Origin of the sequence: Burkholderia sp. WAC0059, assembly GCF_002870125.1 — a bacterium.
GTDB lineage: Bacteria > Pseudomonadota > Gammaproteobacteria > Burkholderiales > Burkholderiaceae > Paraburkholderia.
Genome location: NZ_PNEO01000002.1, coordinates 374724 through 396702, shown reverse-complemented (window position 1 = coordinate 396702; position 21979 = coordinate 374724). Strand labels below are relative to the sequence as shown.

The window sequence follows — 21979 nt, the reverse complement described above, 5'->3', positions numbered from 1 at the left end:
ATGCTCGTGTCCTTTCCCGATAGCCGGACGTTCCGGCTGCTTGCCGCGTGCCTCGAATATCCGGACGAGGCAATGACCGCCTCGCTCGACGAGGCGCGTACCCATCTGCAAGGCGACAGCGCGATACCGCGCGGGACGCGCGAGCGTCTGCTGCGCTTTCTCGATTATCTCGGTTCGCGCGATCTGCTTGCGTTGCAGGAGAACTACGTGGCGCTTTTCGATCGCGGCCGCGCGACGTCGCTGCATCTGTTCGAGCACGTGCACGGCGAATCGCGCGACCGAGGTCAGGCGATGATCGACCTGAAGCAGATGTATGAGCAGCATGGGATGCTGCTCGGCCCGGGGCAGTTGCCCGATTATCTGCCGGTGTTTCTCGAATATCTGTCGATACTCGAGGCGAACGAAGCACGCTCGCTGCTCGGCGAAACCGAAGCGATCCTGCAGTCGATCACGACGGCGCTGAGCCGCCGCAAGAGTCACTACGCCTACGTGACCGGTGCCGTACTCGCGCTCGCGGGCAATACCGATCCCGCCCTGCCGGAGGACGCGCACGACGACGATGCGAACGCACCGCACGACAGCGAGGGGCTGAACGCGCTCGACGCCGACTACAGCGAAGAGCCCGTGCGCTTCGTGGGGGCATCGCAGCCTGCCGTGGCGCCGGTGCAGTTTCATGCCGCGCCGCCGGGCCGGGCGTCGGCGTAGTCGCGATAAAACTCACGCGCGGCGCGAAATACAGTGCAAATCAGCAAGGAGCAGTCATGGGTCACTATTTCCATCAATTCCTGTTCGGTATCTATCCGTACATTTGTCTCTCGGTGCTGCTGCTCGGATCGCTTGCCCGTTTCGATCGCGAGCAGTACACGTGGAAGAGCGACTCGTCGCAACTGCTGCGGCGCGGTACGCTGCGCATCGGCAGCAACCTCTTTCATTGGGGCATTCTGGTTGTGGTGGCCGGGCATTTCGGGGGATTTCTTGCGCCGCATTGGCTGGTCGCCCCGTTCATCTCCGCCTCCGCGCACCAGTTGATCGCGATGGTCGCGGGCGGCCTCGCGGGCTTGTTCGCGATCGTCGGCCTTTCGATGCTGATCGTGCGGCGCCTGGGCGACACGCGCATTCGCCGCAACAGCAAGGGCTCGGACATTGTCATCGTGCTGATGCTCTGGGTGCAACTGGCGCTAGGGCTCGGCACCGTGGTGCTCTCGGCGCACCACACGGACGGCGCGATGTTCGAGCAGCTCACCGACTACGTGAAGGGCGTGGTGACCTTCCAGGGCAACCTCGCGAGCCTGCTCGACGGCGTGCCGGTCGTCTATCAGACGCATATCGCGCTGGGTTTCACGATTTTCCTCGTCTCGCCGTTCACGCGCATGGTGCACATCTGGAGCGGCATCGCCTCTGTTGCCTATCTTCTGCGCCCGTATCAACTCGTGCGCAAGCGCTGATCGTTCCGGGAGCCGCGCGATGAACGTCGAGCAGCCAGCCATGGCGGGCGACTTGCCTGCCCGCGTGAACCATGTGGAAATCGATCGTGAAGCCATTGCCTCGGAGAGCCGCCATCATGCGGACGAGGCCGATCCGCTGCTTGCCGCGCGTCGCGCGCTGGTCGTGCGCGAGCTGTTTCGCCAGCGTGCCGCCGAACTGGCGCTGATCGATGCCGATGCGCCGCTCGAGGACGATGCGCTCGAGGCGCTGCTCGAACGCGAATTGCGCGTGCCCGAGCCCACGACCGGCGATTGCCGGCGCTTTTACGAGCGGCGTCCCGAGCGCTTCGTGCGCGGCGAAATCGTCTACGCAAGCCATATTCTCTTTGCCGTAACGGAGCGGATGCCGCTCGCGCAACTGCGCGGCAAGGCCGAGGCGACGCTCGGCGCGCTGCTGGGCGAACCGCACACTTTCGAGGCGCGCGCGGGCGAACTGTCGAATTGCCCGTCGGCGCGCGTGGGCGGCAGCCTCGGTCAGTTGATGCGCGGCGATACCGTGCCCGAGTTCGAGCGCGCGCTGTTCGGTAGCGACGAGCTGGGCGTGCTGCCTCGACTGGTCAGCACCCGCTTCGGCTTTCATCTCGTGCGCATCGAGCGCCGCGAGGCGGGATACCCGGTTGCGTTTGAGGTTGCCGAACGCGACATTGCCCGCTTTCTTGCGGAGCGCGTGCGTCATGAGGCCATCCGGCAATACGTTGCGATCCTCGCATCGGAGGCTTCGCTGGAGAATGCCGCAATCGACGCCGCCACGAGCCCATTGCTTCAATAGCCGCCGTGCCGGCAAGGGGGAGACCGCATGAGTCGGCCTGACAAAGCGCTTCGGACGGTTGCTTCCGCGTCCGTCGTTTCGGACGCGAGAGCGTGGTCCGTGCTGCTCGCGAGCACGCTCGCGTTTCTGGTCTGCTTCGTCGTGTGGATGATGTTCGGCGTGCTGGGCGTGCCGCTGCGCGACGAACTCAAGCTCAACAGCACGGAGTTCGGCCTGCTCACGTCGACGCCCGTGTTGACGGGCGCCGTGATGCGTCTGCCGCTGGGCGCGTGGACCGACCGCTACGGCGGACGCAACGTCATGACGGTCCTGCTCGTGGCCTGCGCCGCGCCCGTCTATGTCGTCAGCTACGCGGACCGGTTATGGCAGTTCCTCGCGATCGGCCTCTTTCTCGGCTGCGTGGGCGCCTCCTTCGCGGTGGGCACGCCCTATGTCGCCCGCTTCTTTCCGCCCGCCCGACGCGGGTTCGCCATGGGCTTTTTCGGCGCGGGCACGGCGGGCGCCGCCGTCAACCTGTTCGTCACGCCGGTGTTGCAGTCGCTTTATGGCTGGCGTTTCGTGCCGCGCCTCTACGCGGCGGCGTTGCTCGTCACCGCGGTGATCTTCTGGTTCGCTTCCGCGCGCGATCCGGGTGCGGGCAAGAGGGGCGGATCGTGGCTCGACGCGTTCAGGGTACTGGGCGACGCACGCGTCTGGCGGCTGTGCCAGTATTACTCGATCACGTTCGGCGGCTTCACGGCGCTTTCGCTATGGATGCCGCAGTATCTGAAGGCCGAATACGGCATGTCGCTCGTGACGGCCTCGGCATTCGCCGCGGGTTTCTCGCTGCCGGGTTCGGTGTTGCGCGCCGTGGGGGGCATACTCGCAGACAGGTTCGGCGCGCAGGCCGTCACGTGGTGGGGCTTGTGGGTCGCGTGGATTGGCCTGTTCATTCTTTCGTATCCGGCCACCGATTTCGTGATCCACACGTTGGACGGTACGACCACGCTGCATATCGACATGCCGCTCGCGGGTTTCGTCATCCTCACGTTCGTGCTCGGCGCGGTGTTCGCGTTCGGCATGGCCTCGACTTTCAAGTACGTCGCCGACGATTTTCCGGAGAACATGGGTGTCGTGACCGGCGTTGTCGGTCTCGCAGGCGGGATGGGCGGATTTTTGCTGCCGATCCTGTTCGGCGTGCTTCTCGACACCCTCAAGATCCGTTCGAGCTGTTTCATGTTGCTCTATGGTGTTGTGTGGGTTTCGCTTATCCTGATCTATGTTTCCGAAGTGAAGCGCGCGCCGATTCTCGGCGACAGGTCACGCTGAAGCGTTTTGATCGAGGGAGTTCCAAAGTGAAAAGACATGTTTCCTTTCTATTCGCCGTGCTTCTCGTCGGTAGCGCACCCGTGTTCGCGGCGACGTCCGGCGCGAGTGCGCCCGAGCCTTCGTTACAGGAGGCGCAGTCGGCGGCGGCGAAGCTCGGGCAGCTTTACGACAGCAACTATGCGACCAAAAATGCCGATGCGATGGCGCGGCTCTATGCCGAGGACGGCGTGCTGGTGTCGCCGGCCGGGAACGTCATCAAGGGACGCACGGCACTGAGGCAATACTATGAAAAGCGCTTCAGCTCGGGCGCGAAGGCGCATCACATTCAGGTGATCGAGGCCGGCGTGCAGGGCAACGGCGGATTCAGCATCGCGAATTTCTCCGTCGAAGTTCCGAAAGGCGACGGGACGTTCAGGCAGGAGAGCGGACACATCATCGCCGTGTACGTGAGGGACAGCGATGGCTGGCATTTCCGGGCGCTGGAGCCGAGCGTAGCCGCGAGAGAATAGGGTGCGAACATTCCGCTTCTGTTCGGACCGATGGTCGGACAGACGGCCGGACCGCCCGGCAGCCCCGTCACCTGTTCCCTTGCGTATTGGCCGCCAGGGCGAGCAACGCATCGGCAAACGCGCCGGGCGCTTCCTGAGGCAGGTTGTGCCCGGCGTGCTTCACGAGGCGATATTCATACGGGCCGGTGAAGCGGGACGCATGATGCGCCGTGCCGCCGACGGCCAGGACGCCGTCGTCTTCGCCGTCCAGCGAGATCGTCGGCACCTCGATCGCCGGCAGCTTCGCAAGCTGCCGCTCGATGGCTTCATAGCGCGCATCGCCGGGCACGAGCCCGTACCGATGCCGGTAAGAATGAATCACCACGTCGACGAAGTCCGGATTGTGGAGCGCGGCGGCCGTATCGGCGAAACGCGCGTCGTCGAAGTGCCAGGTGGGCGACCAGAGTCGCCATAGCAGCCGGCAAAGCGCTTCCCGGTTTTCGGACAGTCCCGCGCGCCCGCGTTCGCCGTGAAAGTAATACTGATACCAGTAGCGATATTCGTTTTCCGGCGCGGCCGGCCGACCCGACGCGGCGATGTCCTGGATGTTGTAGCCGTTGACCGTCGCCAGCGCCCTGACCCGTCCGGGGTGCAGCGCGGCGACGATGCATGCCGCGCGTCCGCCCCAGTCATAGCCGCCCAGCATCGCGCGTTCGATGTGCAGCGCGTCGAGCAGCGCGAGCAGGTCGGCGCCGAGCGCCGCCTGCTGGCCCGAGCGCAACGTCCCGGCGGACAGGAACTGCGTTTCTCCGTAGCCGCGAAGGTAGGGCACGATCACGCGCGCGCCGGCCGCCGCCAGCCGGGGCGAGACTTCGTCGTATGCGTGTATGTCGTAGGGAAAGCCGTGCAGCAGCACGACCGGCCATCCCTGCGGATGGCCGGTTTCCACCAAGGCCACGTTCAGCAGGTCGGTACGAATGTGCTTGATCGTCATCGCTCCTCCTTCCTTGACGGATTGTGCTCCGGCGGTTCCGTTAACTGCGCGGGCCGATGCAATGTCCCCACGGGTCCTCCAATCGGCGAAAATCCGCCCGATACCCGTCCAGTGCAGCCGGCACATCGGGCACGTAAATGAGCACCGCAGATATGAGGGCGTTCATCGAGGCATTCCGTCGAGCCGTTAGTGGGATGATACAAGTCGCACGGGCAAGCGGCACGAACCGTCGACCGACAGACTTGGAGCGATAGAAACGCTTGCGCCCGCCCGGGAAGCGGCGCGATGAATACTGCGGTCGTCATCGCGCCTGTCGGCCTGGCTGGAACGCGAGGATGTCGTGTCAGCCGGCCGTTCCTCTGAGTCGCCTGACAAACCTGGCCGGGCGGCCGACTTCGGGACACGAGAGTCTACGCGTCGATTCGTTGAGGCGAGGGCGCCGGCCGGGGATCGCTGCGCAGCAGTCCGTACAGGGCGCTGTCCGACACTTCGTCGCCGATTATCCAGCGCTCGCGCAGCAGGCCTTCGCGGCTGAACCCCAGCCGTTCGAGGAGCCGGGCTGACGCGAGGTTGCGCGGGTCGATGTCCGCCTCGATTCGATTCAGAATCACGGTATCGAATGCGTGCGCAATGAGCGCGGACGCCGCTTCGGCCATGTAGCCGTTTCCCCAGTGCCGGCGTTTCAGGCAGAAACCGAGTTCGGCGCGCCGGCATTGCGCATCCGCATGGAATAAAGCGCAATCGCCGAGTGCTTCGCCCGTGGCCTGTAATTCCACGGTGCAAACCAGGTCTTTGCCTTCGGCGCACGTCTTCAGCAGACGGGCCAGGCGATCCGTTGCCTGACCGATGCCGGTCATGGCCGGGAACGAGAAGTAACGCATGGCCTCGGCATCGGACCAGATTTCGAAAAAGGCGTGAACGTCGTCGTGGCGAAGCGGGCGAAGTTTCAGGCGCGCAGTGGTGAGGATGACGGGTTCAAAAAGGCGCATGTCGGGCGGAATGCGGGAATAAGCCCGATTAAACCACGAAGTATTTTCGCTAACCGGAAAGATTTTGAATTCCGGAATTTTTATGGAAAACGGAAATCGGTTATCGTTCGCCCAATGACGACCGACTTGCACAATCCGTTGCCGATACAGATATGAGCCTGATCCAACTCAATCGCGTAGTTCGCGGCGACGCCGCCGACCTGATCTCCGCCAACCGCGAAAATCGGCATTACCACCTGCCGTGGGTCGTCGCTTTCACGGATCGGGCGGGTTTCGACGCCTGGTTCGCGCGCTGCCTGACCGGACCGAACGTCGGCTTCGTGGCCCGGGAGCGGATTTCCGGGCAGATCGTCGGCGTCGTCAATATCAACGAAATCGTTGCGGGCGCTTTCCAGAGCGCTTATCTCGGGTATTACGGAATGTCGAAATTCAGCCGGAAAGGGCTGATGACCGAAGCGTTGCGTTTCGCGGTCGACCATGCGTTCGACGACCTCGGATTGCATCGGCTGGAAGCCAGCATCCAGCCGGAAAATCGCGCGTCGATAGCGTTGGTGCGCCGGCTTGGGTTTCGGAAAGAAGGCTTTTCGCCGCGCTATCTGCGCATCGACGGAGAATGGCGGGATCACGAGCGATGGGCATTGCTCGCCGACAGGCCCGAATCACGGTGAGAGGCGATTGCCGGGCGCCTCAACGTGCCCGCGCGCGCACGAGGCGCAATCCCCAACCGGTATGGACGCGTCCCTGATCGTCCGTCAAATCAGATAATGCGGGAATCGATTCGTCCGGCAAACGGGCGACGGGCACCAGTGTCTCCGATGCGGCCGGGCTGGCCGAAGCAGCATGAACGCCATCGGCTTTCGGCACCAACCACGCGCCGCCCCCGCGCAAAACCGTGCAAATCCGAAAGCCGCCCGCACGCGGAATCTTCAGACTTGGCCGTGCGTTCCGGGCAGTCCCGTCCGGCGCGACCTCCAAGGAGACGAAAGATGGCCAAAGTTCTATGCGTGCTCTATCCGGACCCGGTCACCGGCTATCCGCCGCGCTACGCGCGCGACGACATTCCGCTCATCACGCGCTACCCGAACGGGCAGACGGTGCCCTCGCCCGAGGGCACGCTGGGCTTCAAGCCGGGCGATCTCGTCGGCTGCGTGTCCGGCGAACTCGGCCTGCGCCAGTACCTGACGAGCCTCGGCCACGAGCTCGTCGTGACGAGCGACAAGGAAGGGGCCGACTCGACGTTCGAGCGGCATTTGCCGGACGCCGACGTCGTCATTTCGCAGCCGTTCTGGCCGGCGTATCTGAGCCCCGAGCGGATCGCGAAGGCGAAGAAGCTGAAGCTTGCCCTGACGGCCGGCATCGGTTCCGATCACGTCGATCTGAAAGCCGCCGCGCAGCACGGCGTCACGGTGGCCGAAGTCACGTTCTCGAACAGCATCAGCGTGGCCGAGCACGTCGTGATGATGGTGCTCTCGCTCGTGCGCAACTACCTGCCGTCGCATCAGTACGCGGCCAACGGCGGCTGGAACATCGCGGATTGCGTGAGCCGCAGCTACGACCTCGAAGGCATGCATTTCGGCACGATCGCCGCCGGGCGCATCGGTCTCGCGGTGCTGCGCCGGCTCAAGCCGTTCGACGTGCATCTGCACTATTACGATCCGCACCGTTTGTCGGCCGACATCGAGAAGGAACTGAACCTCACGTATCACGACACGCCGCAGTCGCTCGTGAAGGTCTGCGACGTCGTCAACCTGCAAACCCCGCTCTATCCCTCGACCGAGCACATGTTCGACGACCGGATGTTCGCGCTGATGAAGCGCGGCACTTATCTGATCAACACCGCGCGCGGCAAGCTTTGCGATCGCGATGCGGTCGTGCGCGCGCTCGAATCGGGGAAGCTCGCCGGCTATGCGGGCGACGTCTGGTATCCGCAGCCTGCGCCCGTCGATCATCCGTGGCGCCGGATGCCGCATGAAGGGATGACGCCGCACATCTCGGGCACTTCGCTCTCGGGGCAGGCGCGCTATGCAGCCGGCACGCTCGAGATTCTGCAATGCTTCTTCGGCGGCAAGCCGATCCGGCCGGAATACCTGATCGTCGACGGCGGCAATCTCGCCGGCACGGGCGCCGGTTCGTACAAGCTCGACTGAACTGCGCGGGCGACGTCTCAGGCGACGGGCCGCGTATTGCGCCCGTCGCCGGTTTCATCGCATCGGGGAACCCTGTGCCGACGTTCCGTGCGCCAGCGTCCCGGCGGCATGCCGATGAGCGAGCAGAATACGGTCGTGAAATGCGCCTGCCCCTGGAATCCGACTGCCTGCGCAACCTCGGCGATCGTCATGCCCTGCGATATGAGCGATTTCGCGCGTTCGATGCGCCGTTCCATCAGGAACGCGTGGGGCGTTCGGCCCGTCGCCAGCCGGAACTGCGCCGCGAAATGCATGCGGCTCAATCCGGCGTGCAACGCGATGTCGTGCAGCGTCAGGGGTTCGGCGAGATTCGCGTCGATGTAGTCGACGACCCGCCGCAGCCGCGGTCGGGACAATCCGCGCGTCTGCGTTGCGCGCGCGGATTCGCGGACGTAGCGCGACAGTACGTGATGCAGGATTTCGCGTACGGCGTCGTTGCCGTCGGGCCGCGAGCCTGGCCGAAGACCGCCGCGCTCGCGCGCGGACGCGCAGCGCTGCGCGAACGGCACGAGTAGCGGATCGACGCGAAACGCGGGGTCGTCAAGGCGCGGCGCCGCGCCATGCTCGGCCTCGACGAGAACGGCGGGAAAAAACAGATGCAGCGCTTCGTTCTCGCCGCGAAAGGCGCAGACGACCCGTTCGCCGGGCGCGGTCAACTGCAGTCCGCCCGGGCCGCCGGTGCCGCGGGCGAGGAGGCGTCCGTTCTTGTAGCAGTCGACGCTCGCGCGGCCCAGCAGAATGCTGACGGTATAGTGCCCGTCGAAGACGGGCGCCGTCAGCTCGCGCCGCCCGATCCGCCCGTCGGCCCAGTGCCCGATCGCGACGTGATCGAGTGCCCGGTGGGACGAACGGTACGGCAACTGTCGCCAGGCCGGCTCGTCCGCCAGCACGCTTGGCAATCCGGCAGCGGTGTGGCAGGCATTCGCGTGCATGGGCGTCTCCTTCCTGTTTCCGGGCGATCCCGATTCGGGAACGGGTGTCCACGCAGAATACGGACCCGCCCGGGCGGGCACGAAAACAGTTTTCGTGTGCCGTCCGGAGCACAGTTCGAACGGTCGGCCAAGGGCGGCCTGTGCTGCTTGAAACTGGCTTGAACCCCGCCTGAAACGCGCAGCGCGTCAGGCGAGCAGATCCTCGTAGAACGCGCCGAAAGGCCGGGTCGGATGAGCGAGCTGGATTTCCAGAATCCAGAGCCCGATGTCGGGACAGGCATCGAAATCGCCGAGATCGCCGGCCTGGTATATCGCGTGCGGAAAATCCGACACGCGATGCCCCTTGACGTCGAGATTGAGCCGCCAGCCGAGTTCCGCCGCGCGCTGCTCCGCAAACGCGTACAGTTCGACGCCCGCCACGCCGCCCGTCTGCCAGCGGCGCTTCACTTCCTCGAACAGCGTTCGCGCGGCTTCGGCGCAGGCTTTCATCCCGGCGTCGTCGCCCACCACGAACGTCGCGCCGGCGTCGCCTTCGTGTCCGTGCCAGACCACGCCGAGATCGATGAAGAAGATGTCGTTCTCGCGCAGGCGCGGATCGCCGTCCGAGCGCTGCCTGAACGTCTTCAGCGTGTTCGGTCCGAAGCGGACGATGGCCGGATGCCATATCCGGTCCATGCCGAGCTCCTGCAGCATGACCCGGCAATGGGCGACCGCCTCGGATTCGCACATGCCCGGCTCGATCCGTCTTGCCGCCCAGTCGATGACTTCCCAGGTCCTGTCGCGGGCGTACAGCATCTGCTCCAGCACGTATCGGCTGCCCACCGCCTGCCTTGTGTCTATGTCCACGAACCGCTCCACAACCGTTATATCCGTAAAAATATAACGATGTCCGGCGCGTGTCCATAGCGGTGCCGGGACGGCCGGGGGTCGGCTGGCCTGTGCCACGTTGGACGGATGCCGCCGTATGATGCCGTACGCCTCCGCCAACGCGCGGCCGCCGGCACGGGCTGCCCGCCGCCCGGTCGCGGGGCGGGGGCGTCTTTTACGGAAATTGGGGGGATCGGTGTCGTTCGAGAAAATCAGTCGTCGTTTTCGTTTTCATGCCGCTGCGGCGTCGATATGCCTGCTCGGGCATTGCGTGGTCGTCGCCGCGCAGGCGGCGCCGGCCGTCGCGGACAGCCAGGCCGTCGCCGCGCCGGCCGACGCCCGGGAAATCGTCGTCCGCGATTTGCCGCTGGCGGACGGGGCGCGCCAGCGGGTGCTGTTCTATGGCCCGAGGACCGCGCTGCGCGGCATCATCGTGATGTTTCCGGGCGGCGCGGGCGACATCGGCATCGGGCGCGACGGCGACATCCGGCACGGCGAAAACTTCGTCGTGCGCACGCGCGAGCTATGGGCCCGGCGCGGCTATGGCGTCGTGATCGTCGACGCCATCGGCCATCGGTCGATGCGCGGGCAGCGCAGCACCGCCGCGTACGCGGCCGTCATCGGGCAGATTCTGGCTTTCGCCCATTCGCTATCGGATGTCCCGGTCTGGGCGATGGGCACGAGCCAGGGATCGATTGCCGCCATGAGCGCGGCTTCCCACGCCGGGCCGGATCAGTTGGCCGGCGTCGTCCTGACCGAATCGGTTTCGATCCTGGGCCACTCTCACGAGACCGTGTTCGACGCGCAGCCGGCCGACGTCCGCGTACCCGCGCTCGTCGTGGCGAACCGCGACGACGCCTGTCGCGTCGCGCCGCCTTCGATGGCGGCCGACATCGCGCGCTCGATGAGCCATGCGTCGACGACGGTGCTGCTGGAGCAGGGCGGTACGGCCGAGTCCGCGAACGCCTGCGGTTCGTTATCGCCGCACGGCTATTTCGGCATCGAGGAAAAAGTCGTCGACGATATCGACGGCTGGATGCGCCGCGTAGGCGGGTCCCGTCCTTGAGCGACCGGACGGCGCGATGCGCGCGCGCTTTTCCGGCCCCGGGGTCGCAACGCTGCTTTCGACGCCTCAGTCGGCCGCGACGCTCTCGAGCACGAAGTCCTTGATGTCGCGCCGGACTTCGTCGGACAACTGCACGATTTCGAGCCCGTACTTGAACAGGTCGCCTTCCTGCCGGCGGTTCCGGACTTCCACGACCACCGAAACGAGCCGATGGCGGTTGTCTATCGGGAGGTTCATCGCCAGGTGAGCGTTCTGTCCCACGGAAAGGCAATCCTCGCCCGTCGAAATACCCACGCCGACCGAACTCATGTCTTCGACGACGACGTCCACGATCGGGCGCTGGTATTCGTTGGTGCGCAGCTTGCCGGCGATCGAGGTCGAGACGCGGTGATGCTTGCGCACGACGGCATGGGAAACGGATTCGGGGTATCGGAGGAAATAGCAGCCCAGCGGGCCGGCGCTGTCCGGCAGCAGCGCCGTCGAGAACTTGAAGACTCGCGAGCCGGTAAAGAGCCGGGCCTCGTAGACCGTTCCCGCCGCCAGCATCGGCGCATCCGGCCTCGCGTGGCGGGCGATCAGCGCCGCGTCGGGAATGACGCCGGCGAGTTCCATGCGCAGGGCGTCCGCGCTGCCTGCGCGCGTCAGATGGAAGAACTCCACTTTCTCCTGGAGATTGGGCAGCGTCGCGGTTTTCTTCGGCGCGGCCGGCGTCTTGTCCGGTTGCACGGGGTCCAGATGGGCCGTGCCGAAGAGCAGCGCGTTGGGATCGGCGCCGCCCGGGTACGCATGGGCATGCGCGTGCGCCGCGCCGCCGCCGCCGGCTTCCGTGTCCTTACGGTATCCGAGACGATAAAGCTGCTGAAGCAATCCCTCTGAGTCGATGACATGCCCCTTCTGAAGCAGGAGCTTGCCGTCGTTGCTGTAGACCGCAAAGTCGGTTGGCTGGCCAAGCCCAACGTCGCCGGTGGAGAGTTTGATGAGCATATTTTTTAAGCACTCTGTCGGGACAATGTCCAGATTCGCCGCGTCGCCACAGGTGCGGCACTGCGCTTCGGCTGGACCGTCCATGTCGAACCGATCGTACTCCTTCAGTTAATCGGGTTTGCACTGCTGCACGCCGCCGACCGGGCTTCGTCACGGTCCGTCCTCTTTGCCCCGGAGGCCGGCCCGAGTGTCGGCTGGCGTGAATTTTTCGCCGGCGCTCCCGCGCCAGCGGCGCAAGCATACCTTCATGCTGTTTCGCCGTTGTGACGCGGATGCCGGCATTACGCCGCCTTGCTGCTAAATCCAGCCGTAAATCCTTAAAGTTATTCCGGACTTATTTTCCGTAAAATCGGAAAATATCCGATCCGGAAATCAGGACTGTTTCAGAAAGGGAGATATATCGAGTTTCGCCGCGCGGATTCCGATGGCGGCGAGTCGGTGAAATATTCCGGCTTCCGGGATGCTGTGAATTGCCGTTCGCAATGGCAAGGCATCGTTGGGGACCCCCGATTAAACCTTCGTCTCTCGTTCTAAAAATTCCATCATGTCGCCGCATGATAGTCCAGAAAGCTATGCAAAAACAATTTTCCGGCGCCGCTCGTCCTGTCGTCGAATTAAAGTGGCAGATCAATTGCCGGTTTTCATTCGAAGCTGGCAATCGTGACAGGATCGGCTATGCGCCAGTAGGGGTAGATCGGGAGTGTCGGTCCCCTTATGGCCTGCCTATAGTGACGTGTCCACGCAGTCGCGAGCGAAGCAGCGAAGCGCGGGCCGTGCCGCGCGCACGCTTGGGCATTCGCAGGAATTAAACAGCACAAGGAGAGCTTTGATGGCGGGAGACAACGTCAGCCGACGCGAAATGCTGGCCCTGTTGGGAGGGCTGGCCCCGTTGCTGTTGACCGGCACGGCCGAGGCCAGTCCGATCAACACCAGCGAGACGATGTACACGCTGCCCAACGACATCGAATTCACCCGGCAGGCCGGCTCGCCGCCGAAGAGCGTCGAGAACGCGCTCCTCTACAGCAGCCCGACGAAGGAAGGCATCTACTACACGTTGTTGCGCTGGTATCCCGGCTACATGAGCGCGCCGCACAGCTACGCGTCGGACCGCCTGTGCGTGGTGCTCTCCGGCACCTGGTGGATCAACAGCGGCGCGGACTTCGACCCCGGGCACACCGTTCCGGTGAAGGCCGGCACGTTCGTGCGGCGCATCGCGCGAACCTGGCATTACGACGGCGTGCGTCGCGGCGAACCGGAGCCCGTCGTCATTGCCATCTGCGGGATCGGTCCCGTGGACATCCGTCTCGCGGAGCCGGACAAGCCGCTGGTTCGGGCCGTGTGACGCAACGGCGCGACCGCGGGCAGACGAACGGCGCCGCGTTCGCGCCGGATTTTCCGGGTCAGGGCAGATTCCCGGGATTTTCCCGCGTGAAGAAATCCGCCGCGTGCCGGCGCGTGGGCAAAGCGTCGAGCGTCGCCCGCGGGTCGAGGCCGTAACGGCGGGCCGCGCCCGCGACGAGGCTCTTCTGCAGATCGTTGAGCGGCTGCGAAAGCGCGTCGGCCAGCAGGTCGGCGAGCAGAGGGTTCGCCGGTTTCGCGATTGCGGGCAGGTCGCCGCGCGGCGCGGCGAGCGTCAGGATCTGCTCGAACGTCGGCGCCGCGGCGACGCGCGCGCTCGGCAGCATGTCCGCCGCCGGAATGTCGAGCCAGTCGCGCAGGGTGGCGAGAAGCGACGCGTGATCGTACGGCGTGTCCGTCGGCGAGCGGAACACGGTGCCCGGCGCGATGTACGGCGAGACGGCCACGAACGGCACGCGCACGCCGAACCGGTCGAACCCGAATCCCTCGTCGCCGGGGGCGCTGGCCTTGTCCGGCGCTTTTGCGCGGTCGGGCGGCCGCACGTGGTCGAAGCAGCCGCCGTGCTCGTCGTAGGTGATGAGCAGCAGCGTGTCGGGCCATGCCGGGGACTGGCTGACCGCCGTCCAGATGTCGTGGAGGAAACGCTCGCCCGCGCGGACGTCGTGGGGCGGGTGCTGGTCGCTGGGATCGATGAGAAAGCGCGGCTCGAGGAACGAATACCGCGGCAGCCGGCCCGTCGCGCAGGCGTCGACGAACGCGTCGAAGCGCTGGAAATTCGCGGAAAACCGCTCGTCCCACAACGTCGGGAACATCGTTCGCGTCAGCGACGGCCCGACGAGCGAGTCCGAATACACGGCCCAGCTCGTGCCGATCGCACCGAGCACGTTGAAGATCGTCGGCACGTTCCAGACGAGCGGATCGGGCACGTCCCCATTGTTCACATGACCGTTCGACGTGCCGGCGTGCGCGAACGACCGGTTGGGCCAGGTCTGGCTCGGCACCGAGGCGAACCAGGCGTCCGATACCGCATACGCGCGCGCCAGCGTCGAGAGCACCGGCAATTGCGCGGGCGTATGGATCTGCATGATCTGGCTCGCGTCCTTCGTGGAGGTCGTCTCGTAGTTGACGACGAAGCCCGACATCGGCGGCCACGGCGCGTCGGGCGCATTTGCTGCGGGGCCGAATATCTGCGCGGTGACGTTGTCGAAGGTTTCCTGCGGGTCCGGGTTCGGCACCGTGGGGCCGGTGGCCGGAAACGAGACCGGCACCGGCTGTCCCGAGCCGGACGGATTCCACATGCCGGGCCGGATGCCGTCGAACGCGGGCGGACTGCCGGCCGGCAGCACCCGCTCCGGCAGCGCGCCGTCCGGATACAGCAGGCCGAGCATCGTGTCGAGCGAACGGTTCTCGAACATCACCACGACGATGTGCCTGACGTTCTGCAGGATCTTCGGCATGTCGGCGCCTCCTTGCCCGGTTCAAACGGCTAGTGTATCGGCCGGTCGGCGGCAGGACTGTGTCACGGTCGCGCCCGTCGATTTTCTCCCCCGGCCGTTCCCGCGGGTCCTGCCCGCCGTCCTCCATCGGTTGCCGCGATCGTCGCGGGGCTTCGTCGGTCTTTCATGGATGTTTCGTGGGTTTTCGCGGATCGTGCCCCGTCGCGCGCATCGCGGCCTCATTTCGCGCAGCGATACCGGCACCTGGCGCAGCCAAGCCGCCGTTCGGGAAAACGCGTTGAATTGCTGCGTTGCATTGTGAAATGCTCGGCATCAGGCGGACGACAACAAGGAGACAGCGGTGATTCCCCGGCCATTCGAATATCACGCTCCGCGGACCCTGCCCGAAGCGCTCGCGCTGCTCGGCACGCACGGCGACACGGCCAAGGTGCTGGCCGGCGGCCACAGCCTGCTGCCGATGATGAAGCTGCGCTTCGCCGAGCCCGACCACCTGATCGACCTCGGCAGGCTCGAGGAGCTCAAGGGCATCCGCGACGACGGCGACACGATCTGGATCGGCGCGATGACGACCGAGAACGAGCTGATCTGGTCGCCGGTGCTGCAATCGCGCTGTCCGCTGCTCGTCGAGGGCGCGCGGCTCATCTCCGATCCGCAGGTGCGCTATCGCGGCACCGTCGGCGGCGACCTCGCGCACGGCGACCCCGGCAACGACCACCCGGCCCTGATGATCGCGCTCGACGCCTCGTTCGTGCTGAAGGGCGGCCAGGGAGAGCGCACGGCGCGCGCCGACGGCTTCTTTCTCGGCACCTACGCCACGCAGATCGAACCTGGCGAGATTCTGGCCGGCATCCGCGTTCCGGTGCCGCCGCCCGGCACCGGCTACTGCTACGCGAAGCTCAAGCGCAAGACCGGCGATTTCGCGACGGCGGCGGCGGCCGTGACGCTGCGCATGGCGAACGGCGTCGTGAGCGAGGCGCGCATCGCGCTCACGAACGTCGGCGACACCGTCATTCATGCGACCGACGCCGAGGCGGCGCTGGTCGGTCAGCCGTTCGACGCGCAGTCCGTCGACGAGGCGGCGCGTCGGGCCATGGCCGTCTGCAATCCGGCGCCGGACCTGCGCGGCGACACCGAATACAAGACCGCGATGGCCGGCGAGATGACGCGCCGCGCGCTGCACACCGCGTATTCGCGTTCGGCGCATTGAGCGTGCCGGCGGGCATCGGATGCCTGCGGGAAGAGATTGGGGGAGACCCGGGAGAAAGCGAGATGGTCAAGAAAGTCATGGTGTCCTTCATGCTGAACGGCAGCGAGGCCGACGTGGTCGTCGAGCCGCGCGAGCTGCTCATTCACACGCTGCGCGAGAAGTGCCTGCACACCGGCCCGCACATCGGTTGCGACACCTCGCATTGCGGTGCCTGCACGGTGGATTTCGACGGGACGTCCGTGAAATCCTGCACGGTGCTGACGGTGCAGGCCGAGGGCGCTTCGATCGTTACCGTCGAAGGGCTCGCGAAGGGCGGCGAGCTGCATGCGATACAGGAAGGCTTCATGCAGGAGCACGGGCTGCAATGCGGCTTCTGCACGCCGGGCATGCTGACGCGCGCCTGGCGCCTGCTGCAGGAAAATCCCGATCCGTCCGAGGAGGAGATCCGCTACTGGATGGCCGGCAACCTGTGCCGCTGCACGGGCTACCAGAACATCGTGAAGGCCGTGCAGTACGCCGCGCGCAAGCTGCGCGGCGAAGCGCCCGAAACGTCGCATCCGCTCATCGAAGCGGCCGCGCATTGAGGCGAGGGAGACAATCATGGGCCATCTCGATGCCGATCTCGAACGTCTCGCCGCGCTGGAAGGCATGGGCTGCTCGCGCAAGCGCCGCGAGGATCCGCGTTTCATTCAGGGCAAGGGCACCTACGTCGACGACGTCAAGATGCCGGGCATGCTGTTCGGCGTCATGGTGCGCAGTCCCTATGCGCACGCGCGCGTAAAGAAGATCGACAAGTCGCGCGCGCTCGCGTATCCCGGCGTGCACGCGGTGCTGACGGCCGACGACCTGAAGCCGCTCAAGCTGCACTGGATGCCGACGCTCGCCGGCGACGTGCAGGCCGTGCTCGCCGACGAGAAAGTCTGCTTCCAGAACCAGGAGGTGGCGTTCGTCGTCGCCGACGACCGCTACGTGGCCGCCGACGCGGCCGAGCTGGTCGAGGTCGAGTACGAGGAGCTGCCGGCCGTCGTCGATCCGTTCAGGGCGCTCTCGCCCGACGCGCCCGTGATACGCGAGGACATCCGCGACAAGCAGGCGGGCGCGCACGGCGCGCGCCGGCATCCGAACCATATCTTCACCTGGAACGTCGGCGACAAGGACAAGACCGACCGCGCGTTCGAGAACGCCGAAGTCACGGTGAAGCAGGACATGCTCTACCCGCGCGTGCATCCGTGCCCGCTCGAAACCTGCGGCTGCGTCGCGTCGTTCGACAAGGCGCGCGGCGACCTGACGGTCTACATCACCTCGCAGGCGCCGCACGTCGTGCGCACGGTGGTCGGCATGCTCTCGTCGATTCCCGAATCGAAGATCCGCATCGTCTCGCCCGACATCGGCGGCGGCTTCGGCAACAAGGTCGGCGTGTATCCGGGCTACGTGACGGCCATCGTCGCCTCGATCGTGCTCGGGCGGCCCGTCAAGTGGATCGAGTCGCGCTCGGAAAACCTCAGCAGCACCGCGTTCGCGCGCGACTATCACATGACGGGCGAACTGGCCGCCGATCGCGACGGGCGCATCAAGGCGCTGCGCGTGCACGTCACGGCCGACCACGGCGCGTTCGACGCCTGTGCCGATCCGAGCAAGTGGCCGGCGGGCATGTTCCACGTCTGCACGGGCTCGTATGCGATACCGAACGCGTTCGTCTCGGTGGACGGCGTCTACACCAACAAGTTTCCGGGCGGCGTGGCCTATCGCTGTTCGTTTCGCGTGACCGAGGCCGTCTATCTGATCGAGCGGATGGTGGACGTGCTCGCGCAGAAGCTCGGCCTCGACAAGGCCGAAATCCGGCTGCGCAACTTCATCCGCAAGGAACAGTTTCCGTACGCGACGCCGCTCGGCCTCGAATACGACTCCGGCAACTACGAGCCGGCGTTGCGCCAGGTGCTGGCCGCCGTCGACTATCCGGCGCTGCGCGCCGAGCAGGCGAAGCGCCGGGCCGACCCCGACGCGGAATGGCTGATGGGCATCGGCATCGTGAACTTCACCGAGATCGTCGGCGCGGGGCCGTCGAAGATGTGCGACATCCTCGGCGTTGGCATGTTCGACTCGTGCGAGATCCGCGTGCATCCGGACGGCTCGGCCGTGGCGCGGATGGGGACGATCACGCAGGGGCAGGGCCACCAGACCACCTACGCGCAGATCATCGCCTCGGAGGCCGGCATTCCGGCCTCGCAGATCGCGGTCGAGGAGGGCGATACGTCGACGGCGCCCTACGGCCTCGGCACCTACGGCTCGCGTTCCACGCCGGTGGCGGGCGCGGCCGTCGCACGGGCCTCTCGCAAGATTCGCGAAAAGGCCCGCAAGATCGCGGCCCATCTGCTCGAAGCCAGCCCCGACGACGTGGAGTTCGACCTCGACCGCTTCGTGCTGAAGGGTTCGCCCGACCAGTTCAAGACGTTGAAGGAAGTCGCCTGGGCCGCCTACAACAACGTGCCCGAGGGGCTGGAGATGGGCCTCGAGGCGGTCGACTACTACGACCCGCCGAACTTCACGTTCCCGTTCGGCGCCTACGTCTGCGTGCTCGACGTCAACCGCTACACGGGCGAAATCCGCGTGCGCCGGTTCTACGCGCTCGACGACTGCGGCACGCGGATCAATCCGATGATCATCGAAGGGCAGATTCACGGCGGGCTGACCGAGGGTTTCGCGGTCGCGCTCGGCCAGGAACTGCCCTACGACGAGTCGGGCAACCTGCTCGGCGCGACGCTGCTCGACTATTTCGTGCCGACTGCCGTCGAGACGCCGCATTGGGAAACCGATTACACGGTGACGCCGTCGCCGCATCACCCGATCGGCGCGAAGGGCGTGGCCGAGTCGCCGCACGTCGGCTCGATCCCGTGCTTCACCTCCGCCGTCGTCGACGCGTTCGCGCATCTGGGCGTCACCCACATGAACATGCCGCACAACGCCTGGCGCGTCTGGCAGCAATGCCGCGAGCTTGGGCTCGCGCGGCCGTAACGCCGGCCGCGCCCGTTTCGGGAGCGCAAGGAACCGGCAAGGGATGGTTCGATGAAAGTCACACTCGACAAGGTTTATCCGCTCGCCGCCACGGCGGACAACGCGTGGCGGCTGATGCAGGACATCGAGGCCGTGGCCGGCTGCATGCCGGGCGCGCAGATCACCGAACGCGTGGACGACACGCACTACCACGGCACGATTACCGTGCGGCTCGGGCCGGCGACGATGTCGTTCAAGGGCGAGATCGAGGTGCTCGCGCTCGACGGCGCGCTGCGGCGTCTCCATCTGCTCGGCAAGGGCACGGACACGACCGGGGCCTCGGCGGCGTCGATGGATCTCGAGGCCCTCGTGCGCGAGGCCGGCGAAGCTGGGGCGGCCTGCGAGCTGGCCGGCAAGAGCGAAGTGACGATGACGGGCAAGGCCGCCGCGCTCGGCGGGCGGTTGATGGGCCCGGTCGCCGAGCAGATGCTCAAGCAGTTCGTCGCGAACTTCTCGGCGCGGCTCGACGCGGCGCGATCTCAGGACTCGCAGGCCCCACAGGGCGCGGCGACGACGACCGGCGCCCGGGCCGCCGGCGCGACGACGGGCGACGCGGCCGGTTCGCCCCGTTCTCCGGCCGACCGCGAAGCGGAAAGCACGATGTCGGCGCCCGCGTCCCCGGCGCCCCGCGCCGAACTGAACGGCCTTGCGTTCGCCTGGGCCATCCTGCGCGACTGGTTGCGCGGGCTCTTCTCGCGCAAGGCCGCGTGAGCGGCGGCGAGAGGCGACCATGGCGACCGACCGGATGCCCGACGTCGTCGATCTGCAGGCGAAGCTCGCCCTTCACGGCTTCATCGCCGAGCGCAGTTTCGCCGCCGCGCTGCTCCTGACGATGGAGATGCGCCGGCCGCTGCTGCTCGAAGGCGAGGCCGGCGTCGGCAAGACCGAGGTGGCGAAGGCGCTCGCGCGGTTGCTCGACACGCGGCTGATCCGGCTGCAATGCTACGAAGGCCTCGACGCCCACGCGGCGCTCTACGAGTGGAACTATCAGCATCAGCTTCTGGCCATCAAGCTGCTGGAGCAGGACGCGCGGCCCGTGCCCGAGAAGGAGCGCGACATCTTCTCCGAGCGCTATCTGCTCAGGCGGCCGCTGCTCGAGGCGATCACGACCACGCCGGCGCCCGTGCTGCTCATCGACGAGATCGACCGTACCGACGAAGCGTTCGAGGCCTATCTGCTCGAGCTGCTCTCGGACTTCCAGTTGTCGATTCCCGAGCTCGGCGTCATTCGCGCGACCGAGCGTCCCTACGTGATTCTGACCTCGAACGCCACGCGTGAAATTTCCGACGCGCTGCGCCGCCGCTGCCTGTATCAGTACGTCGATTACCCGAGCTACGAGCGGGAGCTGCTGATCGTGCAGACCCGCGTGCCCGAGGTGCCGCAGCGGCTCGCGCGCCAGGTGGTCGAGTTCGTGCAGTCGGTGCGGCAGATGGAATTGCGGCGCAAGCCCGGCCTCGCGGAAACGCTCGACTGGGTGGCCGCGCTGCTGCGCCTCGGCATCGGCGGGCTGGAGGAGGACGGCGTCGAGCGGATCATGGACTCGCTCGCCGCGCTCGTGAAAACGCGCGAGGACCGGGCGGGCTTCACGCGTCCCGTCGTGGAAAAACTGGTGGCGTCATGTTGACCGGCATCGATTGCGGGATCGAAGGCAGACCGCGGCGCGCGCCGGACGCGAGCCTCGAGGAGACGCTCGTCGCGCGCTATGCGGGTTTCGCGGGCTGGCTGCGCGCGAACGACTTCGGCGTGACGAGCGGCGACGTGGCCGCGTCGATGGAGGTCGCGCACCGGATGGGCCAGCTCGACCGCGACGTGTTGCGCTGGAGCCTGCGCGCGCTGCTGTGCTCGCGCGCGAGCGAATGGCGGCGCTTCGACGAACTGTTCGACGCGTATTTTCTCGCGCCGAACCGGCGCCGGCTCGTGCGCACGCAGGCCTCGGGCGCGGGCGCGCTCGAACGCGACGAGGCCGCGTCGTCGGCGCCGGACGCGAGCGAAGGCATGCCGGTGGCGCTGGCCGCGCGCGACGACGACGGCGGCTCGCCCGGCGAAGGCGGGGCCGCCGACGAGGGCGCGAGTTCGGCGGCTTCGCTCGCGCAGGCCGACTTCCGCCATCTGAACGAACCCGACGCGCTCTTCGCGATCGACGACGCGATCCGGCGTTTCGCGCAGCGGCTGCGCGGCATCCAGATGCGCCGCGAGCAGCGCGCGAACGCGGGCCGCTCGATCGACCTGCGCCGCACGATCCGCCGCAGCCTGTCGCACGGCGGCCTGCCGCTCGACCTCGCCTGGCGCCGCAAGCGCCGGCAGCGTCCACGCCTCGTGCTGCTGCTCGACGTGAGCCGCTCGATGAGCCTCTACAGCTTCTTCTATCTGCGGCTCGCGCGCGTGCTGGGCGCGCGCGTCTCCGACGTCCACACGTTCATCTTTCACACGCAGCTCGTCGGCGTGGACGCGGCGTTGCGCGACCCGGACCCGTGGCGCTCGCAGGAGCGCCTGCAATTGCTTTCGGCGGGCTGGGCTGGCGGCACGCGCATCGGCGAGAGCCTGGAGGCGTTCGAGCGGCTCCACGCGGCGCGCCTGCTGCACGCGCGCACGGCCGTCGTGATCGTGAGCGACGGCTACGACGCGGGCGACCCTGCGCGGCTGCAACAGGCGCTCGCGTCGATCCGGCGGCGTTGCCGCGCGCTCGTCTGGCTCAATCCGCTCGCCGGCCGGCCCGGCTTCACGCCGGCGAGCGCCGGCATGCAGGCCGCGCTGCCGTATCTGGACCTCTTCGCCGGCGCGCGCGACCTCGCGAGTCTCGAGAAAATCTTTCCCCAGGTGCTGTCCGTCCTGCAATGA

21 protein-coding genes are annotated in these 21979 nt (G+C 66.5%); 15 read left to right on the top strand and 6 right to left on the bottom strand.

Features of this window, described 5'->3' with window-relative positions; translation table 11 throughout:
- Genes narJ through CY652_RS03645 form a run of 5 tightly spaced genes read left to right on the top strand, consistent with a single transcriptional unit; the run spans nt 1 to nt 4070 of the window.
- Complete coding sequence (narJ, locus tag CY652_RS03665; protein ID WP_102129317.1) at nt 1-705, top strand: nitrate reductase molybdenum cofactor assembly chaperone; 705 nt, start codon at nt 1-3, stop codon at nt 703-705.
- A gap of 56 nt (nt 706-761) precedes the next feature.
- A complete protein-coding gene (gene narI / locus CY652_RS03660; RefSeq protein ID WP_102129316.1) occupies nt 762-1445 on the top strand; it encodes a respiratory nitrate reductase subunit gamma in 684 nt (227 codons plus the stop codon).
- A 19-nt stretch (nt 1446-1464) separates the two neighbouring features.
- Entirely contained in the window at nt 1465-2253 is a 789-nt protein-coding gene (locus tag CY652_RS03655) for a peptidylprolyl isomerase (RefSeq protein WP_102129315.1), read from the top strand.
- Nucleotides 2254-2280: 27 nt separating this feature from the next.
- Nucleotides 2281-3561 carry an MFS transporter gene (locus tag CY652_RS03650; protein ID WP_102129314.1) on the top strand — a complete coding sequence of 427 codons (1281 nt, stop codon included), beginning with the start codon at nt 2281-2283 and terminating at the stop codon, nt 3559-3561.
- Between the two features lie 26 nt (nt 3562-3587).
- Nucleotides 3588-4070 (top strand): YybH family protein, encoded by a 483-nt coding sequence (locus CY652_RS03645; RefSeq protein WP_102129313.1) that lies wholly within the window; start codon nt 3588-3590, stop codon nt 4068-4070.
- A gap of 67 nt (nt 4071-4137) precedes the next feature.
- Here CY652_RS03645 and CY652_RS03640 read toward each other — a convergent pair whose 3' ends face one another.
- On the bottom strand, nt 4138-5043 hold the full coding sequence (locus tag CY652_RS03640) for an alpha/beta fold hydrolase (RefSeq protein ID WP_102129312.1): 906 nt from the start codon (nt 5041-5043) through the stop codon (nt 4138-4140).
- 410 nt (nt 5044-5453) lie between these two features.
- Nucleotides 5454-6032, bottom strand: a complete 579-nt coding sequence (locus CY652_RS03635) for a GNAT family N-acetyltransferase (RefSeq protein ID WP_102129311.1) — start codon at nt 6030-6032, stop codon at nt 5454-5456.
- Between the two features lie 152 nt (nt 6033-6184).
- Between CY652_RS03635 and CY652_RS03630 the strand changes: the two genes are divergently transcribed.
- Entirely contained in the window at nt 6185-6700 is a 516-nt protein-coding gene (locus CY652_RS03630) for a GNAT family N-acetyltransferase (RefSeq protein ID WP_102129310.1), read from the top strand.
- Nucleotides 6701-7018: 318 nt separating this feature from the next.
- Nucleotides 7019-8179: an NAD-dependent formate dehydrogenase gene (locus tag CY652_RS03625; protein WP_102129309.1), complete on the top strand. Its 1161-nt coding sequence runs from the start codon at nt 7019-7021 to the stop codon at nt 8177-8179.
- Nucleotides 8180-8196: 17 nt separating this feature from the next.
- Here CY652_RS03625 and CY652_RS03620 read toward each other — a convergent pair whose 3' ends face one another.
- On the bottom strand, nt 8197-9150 hold the full coding sequence (locus tag CY652_RS03620) for a helix-turn-helix domain-containing protein (RefSeq protein WP_102129308.1): 954 nt from the start codon (nt 9148-9150) through the stop codon (nt 8197-8199).
- Between the two features lie 186 nt (nt 9151-9336).
- A complete protein-coding gene (locus tag CY652_RS03615) occupies nt 9337-9996 on the bottom strand; it encodes a M24 family metallopeptidase (protein ID WP_219723699.1) in 660 nt (219 codons plus the stop codon).
- Between the two features lie 217 nt (nt 9997-10213).
- Here CY652_RS03615 and CY652_RS03610 point away from each other — a divergent pair, with 217 nt between their 5' ends.
- Nucleotides 10214-11083 (top strand): alpha/beta hydrolase, encoded by an 870-nt coding sequence (locus CY652_RS03610; protein ID WP_219723698.1) that lies wholly within the window; start codon nt 10214-10216, stop codon nt 11081-11083.
- Nucleotides 11084-11149: 66 nt separating this feature from the next.
- Here the strand turns inward: CY652_RS03610 and CY652_RS03605 are convergent, their stop codons facing one another.
- Nucleotides 11150-12067, bottom strand: a complete 918-nt coding sequence (locus CY652_RS03605) for a PilZ domain-containing protein (RefSeq protein WP_180970392.1) — start codon at nt 12065-12067, stop codon at nt 11150-11152.
- 829 nt (nt 12068-12896) lie between these two features.
- Here CY652_RS03605 and CY652_RS03600 point away from each other — a divergent pair.
- On the top strand, nt 12897-13409 hold the full coding sequence (locus tag CY652_RS03600; RefSeq protein WP_219723697.1) for a cupin domain-containing protein: 513 nt from the start codon (nt 12897-12899) through the stop codon (nt 13407-13409).
- 58 nt (nt 13410-13467) lie between these two features.
- Here the strand turns inward: CY652_RS03600 and CY652_RS03595 are convergent, their stop codons facing one another.
- Complete coding sequence (locus tag CY652_RS03595; RefSeq protein WP_102129306.1) at nt 13468-14883, bottom strand: alkaline phosphatase family protein; 1416 nt, start codon at nt 14881-14883, stop codon at nt 13468-13470.
- 340 nt (nt 14884-15223) lie between these two features.
- On the opposite strand from CY652_RS03595, the gene CY652_RS03590 reads away from it, so the two are divergent.
- The 6 genes from CY652_RS03590 to CY652_RS03565 all read left to right on the top strand — a co-directional run bounded on the left by CY652_RS03590 (nt 15224) and on the right by CY652_RS03565 (nt 21979).
- On the top strand, nt 15224-16090 hold the full coding sequence (locus CY652_RS03590) for an FAD binding domain-containing protein (protein ID WP_102129305.1): 867 nt from the start codon (nt 15224-15226) through the stop codon (nt 16088-16090).
- 62 nt (nt 16091-16152) lie between these two features.
- Nucleotides 16153-16674 carry a (2Fe-2S)-binding protein gene (locus CY652_RS03585; protein ID WP_102129304.1) on the top strand — a complete coding sequence of 174 codons (522 nt, stop codon included), beginning with the start codon at nt 16153-16155 and terminating at the stop codon, nt 16672-16674.
- A gap of 16 nt (nt 16675-16690) precedes the next feature.
- Nucleotides 16691-19102 (top strand): aerobic carbon-monoxide dehydrogenase large subunit, encoded by a 2412-nt coding sequence (locus CY652_RS03580; RefSeq protein WP_102129303.1) that lies wholly within the window; start codon nt 16691-16693, stop codon nt 19100-19102.
- Nucleotides 19103-19153: 51 nt separating this feature from the next.
- Nucleotides 19154-19852 carry an SRPBCC family protein gene (locus CY652_RS03575; RefSeq protein WP_102129302.1) on the top strand — a complete coding sequence of 233 codons (699 nt, stop codon included), beginning with the start codon at nt 19154-19156 and terminating at the stop codon, nt 19850-19852.
- A gap of 19 nt (nt 19853-19871) precedes the next feature.
- Nucleotides 19872-20765: an AAA family ATPase gene (locus CY652_RS03570; RefSeq protein WP_102129301.1), complete on the top strand. Its 894-nt coding sequence runs from the start codon at nt 19872-19874 to the stop codon at nt 20763-20765.
- The gene (locus CY652_RS03565; protein WP_102129300.1) at nt 20759-21979 is read left to right on the top strand and encodes a vWA domain-containing protein; all 1221 of its coding nucleotides are present in this window, start codon (nt 20759-20761) and stop codon (nt 21977-21979) included. Before CY652_RS03570 ends, CY652_RS03565 begins: the two co-directional genes overlap by 7 nt.